The organism is Halarchaeum acidiphilum MH1-52-1, from assembly GCF_000474235.1.
GTDB lineage: Archaea > Halobacteriota > Halobacteria > Halobacteriales > Halobacteriaceae > Halarchaeum > Halarchaeum acidiphilum.
Genome location: NZ_BATA01000030.1, coordinates 20,127 through 28,260, shown reverse-complemented (window position 1 = coordinate 28,260; position 8,134 = coordinate 20,127). Strand labels below are relative to the sequence as shown.

Sequence of the window (8,134 nt, the reverse complement as noted above, 5' to 3'; positions counted from 1 at the left end):
GGCTTTGTGAGGTACTGAGTCTAGAACTATTCCAGGGAAATCGGATTTTCGTGCGTCGCATCGTCGGATCGCGACTAATTATAAGTCCAATCTCGGAGACCATAATCGCAGACCAGTTGCTACATACGGTCAAACCGACTACTACCGAATCCAATAACGCAGTAATTGCGGCTCTCTTACGAAGTCGGCTCACGGCTTATTACTTCAAGAAGCGCTTTAACAGGGATGAAGAGACATTCCCGGAGATTCGCGTTAGCGAATTGGATTCGCTTCCGATAAAAGTAATTGAGGAGGGGGATTCTGATCCCTCGGAACTATTCAACCTGTGGCAAAGTAGCTTAGAATCCGGAGGGGGCGAGGGGGATATCTATCAAAAGCTCGTAGAGGCAGGACTGCAAGTTGACAACCACTCGTCGAACCTCGCTCCGTTCTTTGAAGAAGTAGTGGACGAAATGGTAGAGATGAGCGGGAACAGACATACTCTCAATCTTTCCCTCCTCGACTACCTCGGCAACTACGCCGAAGGCTCCGCCCTCCCCGACGTGGGCCTCTTCCAGCCCACTGAGTCAAATATCCTCGACGCGACCACCGAGGACTACGAGAACCTCCGCGTCGGTGACGCAAAGACCGAACGCGACGGCCGCCAGGTCACAATCTCCGCCACGGCCCGCTACAAGCCCGAGAACGAGGACGAGTACGAGACCGACCAGTGGGGCTATACGGAGACCGACTACCAGGAGGCCTTCGCGCTCACGGACCTCAGCGAGGAGGAGGCCGCGCTGGTCGAGGAGTTCGTCCCCGTCGTTGTCGAGGAGGCTGACGGCTTCGCGGGCTTCCGCGATAACGCAACGAAGACGAACTCGCTCATCGACCGGCTGAAGGCTATCACGCTTCCTGACCCCGATGACGTCGCCGACGACCTCCGGCGGTACATCGAGGTGAAGAAGCGTGCCGAGGAACTGGACGAGAAGATTGAGAAGACCGACCGCCTCATCGACGAAATCGTCTACGACCTCTACGACCTCACCGACGAAGAGATTGAGATCGTCGAGGAGAGCGTAGCCGACGACTGAGGTCGGCGTCTCCTTCTACGGATTAGCGTCACTGGCAGTACCGCACTGGAACTGCTGGTGTGGCCGAAACTGTGGAATCCGCCATCTACCGCTCCGTTCGGATGTGGCTACCGTGTAGGCAATCAAGGGCGTTCGTGCTACGAATTTGCACGAACGGGAAGGGACTGAGGCGAGAGCTGGTTCCGGCCGAGTCACCCAGCAGGTCAGACCGGCGGCCGCTCGTAGAGTTTGATCTCCGTCGCTCGCCCCTCCTCTCTGGCGGCCTTGAGAAGCGATGTACAGTAGTTATCGCAGAGCGTGACCGCCCTCTCGAGACCCTCGGCGATGTACATTCTATTCGCTTGGTTCAACTCCAGATGTGCTCCGCACAACTGACATCCGGTCTCGTGGACGTAATCCCTGTCCTCCGATTCCAGGATTGCCCTGGGCATGACTATCGGCTCCCAGTAGCGAGGAGGATACAGGGCATCCAAGTCCAGCACGTGATTGGGCTGGCTTCCGGGCCATTCCTCCGGTTCCACGTCGACGACAGTGGCGCGATGGGCGAATCCGATGACGCGCGCTATATCCTCCTTCTGGCGCACATGTACGAGCACGAAGTAGTCTGCGGGCGGCGTGTCTCGAGCGCTAACGATTAGTTTGGGCCGCTCAGTGTCTGTAGTGGTCGTTTTTGTATCGATCGTTGTGTCCGCAAGTACGTGGTCCCAGCCGGCGTCGCCGGTCACATTGACCTCCTCATTTCTCGGAGTAATGAACTGTTGGCTAACGACGATCTCGCCTATGTAACCGATTTCGTGAGCTTCAGTCGCACCACGGGACCCGTAGAGTGAGCCATCTCCGTCCTTGGCTTGATTCCTCTGTTCGGCGATCCACTTGGCTTTCTCTCTGATTGTTGTTCCGAGAGCAGGCCATCCCTCGTCCAGTGGTACGGTTGGCAGTTCCGCAAAGTCGACGTCATCCGCCGAGATAGGCGGAGACGGTAACCCCGGCTCGTAGCCGTCGTTGATTGCTTTCATTGTGGGTCTCCAGTGCTTCCGCGGGCCCACACCGGGCGCGCGGCCACACCAGCTCTCACTCCGTGGCCGCGCGCCAGCGGTCCGTGACGAAACCATCAGATTCGTTGGATGTGTCGGCTGGTGGCGTTCAGAGGGAGCCCCGGATAATTTCCCATTCCAATTTTGATGGTTTCAGGGCCATTGCTGAAGTCCGGCTGACGCGGGAGGCCACCCCCCTCTGACAGGGTATCCCAGCTAGTGAGCCCCTCCAATGGGGACACACCCCGTGTACCACAACCCTCCTACGGACGATTTCCGCCGCCACACGCGCCCATTTTCTGGCTATCAGTCTATTTAATACAGTTATAGCACCTCTAAGCGCCTCAACTTTTGTAACCCTTCATCCGACACCGCGTAGGGCACATTTGACGACTTCTAAGAGATTCGTAGGTCCCCTAAGACCTATTCAGGGAGTCATTATTTCTTCTATGAAGAAAATCGATTGGAAGAGTTCGACAGAAATGCTGAGACAACGAGGGAATCCTATAGCCTCACTATAGGATACGCTCTAATCCGCAAATACGCGTGAAATCCCGCGGTTCAGAACCTCCGTCATTTCTTAGCCGGCCTATATGTGGCCGCAGGTCCCGATCTGCGATGGATCGGCGGAAAATCGCAAGTCAAACTGTGATAGTATTGTGAGGGGATCCTATAGTGAGACTATAGGGTGGCAGTTAGCAGGCGATAGAGACCTGTTACCGCCTCGTTCCGAGAGGGGCGATTTTATAGGCACGCTAGATGACCGCCGTTGTGTCCACAGATGAGTTTCTTCGATAAATTCAGCTACGGAAGGGGCCAGGATAATTAGAAGATCCTATAGCCTCACTATAGGGTTCCCGGAATTGACGCCGTTGAGGTTTGACGCCAGTCATCCTGTCTGCCGCTTTCCCCTAGCTCTGATACATGTAGGGACATCGGGGCGATTTGGTTTTCTCTATGGACACAACATTCGTGGATAATGAGTGGATCCTATAGTAACACTATAGGGCGAAGTCTAATCGACGTACGTCGGACGGGGCCATGACTACCATCTTTCCCCACTGAAACAACATGAACTCGCTGGGTGGACCGTGACGTCGTGTTGAGTGCCCTATCTCAACCGACTCGACCAGATGGCGGCCTAGAAGGCCTAATAGCTCCAAAAGCGGCAGAACCGTTAGTTCGGATTGCGGGTGTGCATTTCGGATTATCTACCATCGCTTCCCCTCAGTTCAATTTAACTTCTATCGCGTTCAGCTGTGAGATCCCGTCCTTGAGAATACTATTACTCTGCCGATATTTCTCGGAGATTGCCCGGCGAAGCTCTCCAGACATTGTGATGGGGGGTGAGTATTGGGGGAGGAAGAGGTGATCGTGAGCTCACGGAGACTCTCCCCTTCGATATCCCCTGATTTCCATAACTTTCTACATGGAGATCAGGTGGATGCTTCGAATCCGGCGGAAAGTGCGGATCCTCGATATTGGGAATTCTCCGCATTTGGGTCTTGTTGGAGCGATTACAGCGGATTCAGGTTTCCCATGGGGGCTAACCCTTAAGTTAAAACTGAGGATACACTGGCGCTGACTCCGGTCAGGGGTCACGAACAGGACATGACTGAACTCGAGCCGATCACTCCACGAGATGCCGTAGACTGGTACATAACCGACAGGGAAGACGAATTGCGGTACTCAACGAAGCGGAACATCCAGAACGGTCTCGATAACTTTCTGGAATGGACTGACGTGCGCGGACTCGACAACATGAACGCGGTCACGGGCCGAAAACTTCGGAGGTGGAAGACGTGGCGGAAAGACCGGGACGGCGTCAGGAAGATAACGCTGAATTCGAATCTTGCGGTCCTCCGGCGGTTCCTGAAATGGTGCGTCGACATTGAGGCGGTGGAGAAGGACATCCCGGACAAGGTTCCGAACCCCAACGTGAGTGACGACGAGGAAGTGCGTAAGGATCGCCCAGAGACTGAACGGGTCGAAAGAGTTCGCGACTACCTTTCGACCTACCAACAATACTCTCGAGTTCATGCCGAACAGGAGATTGTCGCCGAACTCGGGGTGCGTTCAGGTGCCGTCCGGGCAATTGACATCGAAGATTTCAGACCGGAAGACAAGGCGATCGACTTTCGACATCGGCCAGAGAGCAAAGGCGAGAGGGGAACGCCCCTCAAGAACGGAAAAGCCGGCGAGCGGTCCGTCAACATCTCAAACGGCTTGCGAGACGTGCTTCTGGCGTATCGTCACAATCCGGACCAGCCAGAAGGGACCGACAAGTATGGCCGACATCCGCTGTTCACGGCGGAAGACTCAGATGGAACCGTTGGACGAATCGCCGTTGGCCGAGTTCGGGACGATTTCTACCGCATCACACGCCCTTGCGAAGTTGGTCAGGACTGTCCAGTGGACCGTGATGTGAGTGACTGCAAGGCGGCGAAGAACAGGTACGCCTACGAATGTCCCGAGAACTACACGCCGCACCCCCTCCGAAGCTGGTCGATAATGTTCCAGCTTGATCAGGGCGTCGAGCGTGGCAAACTGAGCAATCGGGTCGACGTCTCCGTGCCAGTGCTCAAGAAGCACTACGACCACCGGAGTGAGGAACGGAAACGAAAAGCCCGTCTCGACGAATTGGAAGAGAAGCTTCCGGGGTACGGCGAGGACAGCTCCAAGTCCACGTCCGCAGACTTCGATGGGATTCCTGGAATCACGAATCCAGCCCTCGCGCCCGTGGTTCTCGGCACGGAGCTCGGCAGATTCGTCCGTAGTCGGCTCCACTTGGAACTGCAATCGATGTGTCCTGGTGGGACTGAGCGTCAAACTCCGGGCCCCCGCAAGGCATTGAAAGGAGCCGCCGCGTATGCACTGTTCGTCTGTTTACTGGCGCTCAACCTCATCCTGCTTGGCGTCTCTGGCATGGCCTGATGGAATCAAGTGGGACTCATTTTCCCCACATTTCTGATTTTACAGAAGCCGGTGTGGATAACATCTCCTCATAGCTTATACGTGGCACCGATGGTGATTTAAATATCAACTGAGTGTGTGGGACAAATGGCGTCGTCAGCGTGGTTCTTCTCTACAATCGCTCAAACGGTTGCCGCTCTCACGGGCTTCATAATATCCATAATAGCATTGGTGAGGCAGTTTGAAGAGCGCGAGAAGAGGTCTCGTACGGATGAGCTCCGTTCAACCCTTAGAGAGTTCCAAGGGAAATATAAGGATGAAATTTATGAGGTGATGAAGAAAGTGGAAGCCCCTTTCTCAACTTCCCCTCCACCACAAGTCGATAACCTAGAGGATTCAGATATAACGGATATCTGCCGTGAAGAGGAGTATACCTTCGGCGACAATGCGTATTCTAACCGAGTTTGGTGCCTCTGTCATAAATTAACTAATATTTTAGATGACATTTCCGCATCAGAGAAACCTGAACAGCACTATCTCCTCAGTAGCCAGCAGATAGAAGAATTAGAACAGTGTTCTGCGTATCTCTCAAGCCACGTAGTAGATGGAGATGAATTTAAAAACGAGATTGAACAAGCAAAGGGGGAGCCTATCTCCCAATCAGATAATGTGTTCAATTCTGAAAACCAATACGCAGATCTGCAATCTTGGTTTCAAAGTAATTTCCAGAATTCAGACAGAGAAGCCGAGTTGGACGGGAATGATTTGGCATCACTAAGGAGCTTTTTCAATGAACTTGATAGAGATGTACATAAAATTTCCATTCAATCAGAGAATACAGTGATAAACGAGAAATCTATAACAGATGATTTAATCACACCGTTATCTCTACTGGTTCTCTCTGGCATAGTTTTGCCCATAATGTCACTATGGACGTTTCCCGATAAGCTATCATTCGTCACGGCGAATTCATTACTATTATATCAGGCAATTTTAGTATTGGCTTCATTTTCTATATTTTCCTATATTTCTTGGATTTTAGTCTCTGAGATCTAATCAGGTGTATCTATCCTGATCGCGTCAGAAAGGAGAATTTCCATCTCATCCAGTAGTTCTTCGTTCTCCTCATCTAAGTCCGATGTACGCATCTCTGCAATCATCATTTCAAGCCAGCCTTTTATTTCTCCTATTTCCGCACTTCTATCTGGAGGCGTTCCAGAACCTTCCCCCAGATTGAGGCCAGAACCCTCGAGACGGTCAGATACAGAACCATATTCAGAACGGAATCGGTCAGTTCTTGGGTTCAATTCAGATTCTAGCTCTTCAACCTCTTCTTCCAGTTCGTTCACGCGAGTACTAGCTTGTTGGATACGATCTTTGAACTCACGCTCAGCTTGGATTGTCTCAATATATCCTTGGTCCTCCAATATTTCTCTGGAGATGCGCTCTGCTTTATGACCTTCATCCTCCCGAACAGATTGCTTGAGTTCATCTGAAAGCGAAGGGTGATTTACGAGAAACTTCTTCAACTCGTCTTCATCGCTTTGTTCCAATCCAACTTTTGGAGCGAATGAATGTACATACTCATCAAGAGTGATTTCTTCTTCAAAGTCAGACGCAACGCTTAGAACAGATTGGGCAATTGTATTCATTTCTCCTGGTTCAAGTTCAACGGGCGTGAACGCCATTATATAATTAACCCAACTTCTTGGTTGCAAAGCTAGAGTATTCCCGCCAGTGATGGTCCGGAAGTCATCCATCTTAGCGAAAGATGCCCCTATTTGTGTCAAATCCTCGTGGAATGATATGACAAACGGTCCGAAATCCCACGTTGTGAATTCTCTCTCTTTCGCTGAAAATCCAAGAAGTCTCGAGTCGTGGTCAATATTCGTCAGTAAACGGTCATTAACATCATAACCATAAGATTCGAGTAAGAGATCACGAGTTCTATCTCGAATCTGGTCATTAATGGCATTCGCTTGGATTTCTTGAATCCCTCTCTCCTCTACGATATCACGCCAGTCTTCCAGCCGGGATATGTATTCATCCCAGCCAACATCTGTTTTTTTACCGAAATCTTTTACAAATTGGTTGTTTGCAACAGACAATTGACGATTGCCGGTGTAGATTCCGCTCATCTCTGTCTTACAACCGCTAATCAGGCGATCAAGCTCATCAGCAGTCTCTTCAGTATAATATAGACCGAATTCAAGTTCAGAGGAACGCTCGCAAATAATATCTGCAACCTTATGTTGCCTGTCTGTAGTTGCTAACAAGGCAACCAACACATTAGTATCAAGTATCAGTTTGCGATTTTTCTTTGGCATGTCCGGGAACTCAACAAACTCCTCTTCTCGAGATAGGATATCCACGTTGACCGCCGTAGTATAGCAAGACTTCGTAAATTCCAATAACCTTTCGCGGGGATTGTTAAGATACTCTTTAATCGCTCTCTTGAAAATTCCCTGATCTTGAATTCGATGCTTGTCTGCCACTTCCTCTGCTAACTCTTCTGTCCGCCCATAATCTGTATAAATCGTATCCCTTTGGTCCCGGTCAAGGTCTTCCACAGATTGTGAGATGTCACCTAAGAATTCATAGAAGAATCCCTCAAATGCAGGGCGCATCTGACTCTCATAGTATGGATCTACCTTTGTAAATAGCTCAAGAACGTTAACAAATTCTTCCCAAAGATTGTCCATCTCCGCATCTACCGAGTTAAAACTGATATCCTCAATAATCTTGTATGAGTGCTCTCCTGACTCAACCACCTCTTCGAATTCATGAAGAAATCCTTCGGCAACTCCAGCGTTTATCGATATCTGTAAGTTGGAACTACAGTAATCTGAAACATCTTGAGCAGTGATTTCGTCTTCTCTTTCGAATTCCGATAGGGCTAGTTTTACAAGATTTTCCTTGAGCTCATCTCTTCGGGACTTGAATTTTCCCTCTAACAGGGGGGCCGCATTCAATATCTGCTGTCGATCCATTACCAAGTGTGTTGGCGGCTTGGTTGTTCAATCTTCGGACGGTTCGGAGGAGGTTTAAAAAATAGCTAATGAATGACTTTAAATCAGATATTTTGGATAAATAAACAGAATTCCCTGATACATG

The 8,134-nt window shown here is 50.6% G+C and carries 5 protein-coding genes; 3 read left to right on the top strand and 2 right to left on the bottom strand.

The genetic code is table 11. The annotated features are described in order from the left end of the window. A partial coding sequence (locus tag AOZ13_RS13940) for a TaqI-like C-terminal specificity domain-containing protein (RefSeq protein WP_324603254.1) occupies positions 1–1,073 on the top strand: 1,073 nt, incomplete at its 5' end. Positions 1,074–1,276: 203 nt separating this feature from the next. On the opposite strand, the gene AOZ13_RS13935 is transcribed toward AOZ13_RS13940, so the two are convergent. After that, positions 1,277–2,089 carry a hypothetical protein gene (locus AOZ13_RS13935; protein WP_020221126.1) on the bottom strand — a complete coding sequence of 271 codons (813 nt, stop codon included), beginning with the start codon at positions 2,087–2,089 and terminating at the stop codon, positions 1,277–1,279. A 1,629-nt stretch (positions 2,090–3,718) separates the two neighbouring features. Here AOZ13_RS13935 and AOZ13_RS07045 point away from each other — a divergent pair. Together AOZ13_RS07045 and AOZ13_RS13930 are read left to right on the top strand one after the other, a co-directional pair. Beyond that, complete coding sequence (locus tag AOZ13_RS07045; protein ID WP_020221125.1) at positions 3,719–5,041, top strand: tyrosine-type recombinase/integrase; 1,323 nt, start codon at positions 3,719–3,721, stop codon at positions 5,039–5,041. 126 nt (positions 5,042–5,167) lie between these two features. Next, positions 5,168–6,076, top strand: a complete 909-nt coding sequence (locus tag AOZ13_RS13930; RefSeq protein WP_148286701.1) for a hypothetical protein — start codon at positions 5,168–5,170, stop codon at positions 6,074–6,076. Here the strand turns inward: AOZ13_RS13930 and AOZ13_RS13925 are convergent. Continuing rightward, a complete protein-coding gene (locus AOZ13_RS13925) occupies positions 6,073–8,010 on the bottom strand; it encodes a hypothetical protein (protein ID WP_021780189.1) in 1,938 nt (645 codons plus the stop codon). The two genes, AOZ13_RS13930 and AOZ13_RS13925, sit on opposite strands and share 4 nt — an antisense overlap. Between the last annotated feature and the right edge of the window lie 124 nt (positions 8,011–8,134).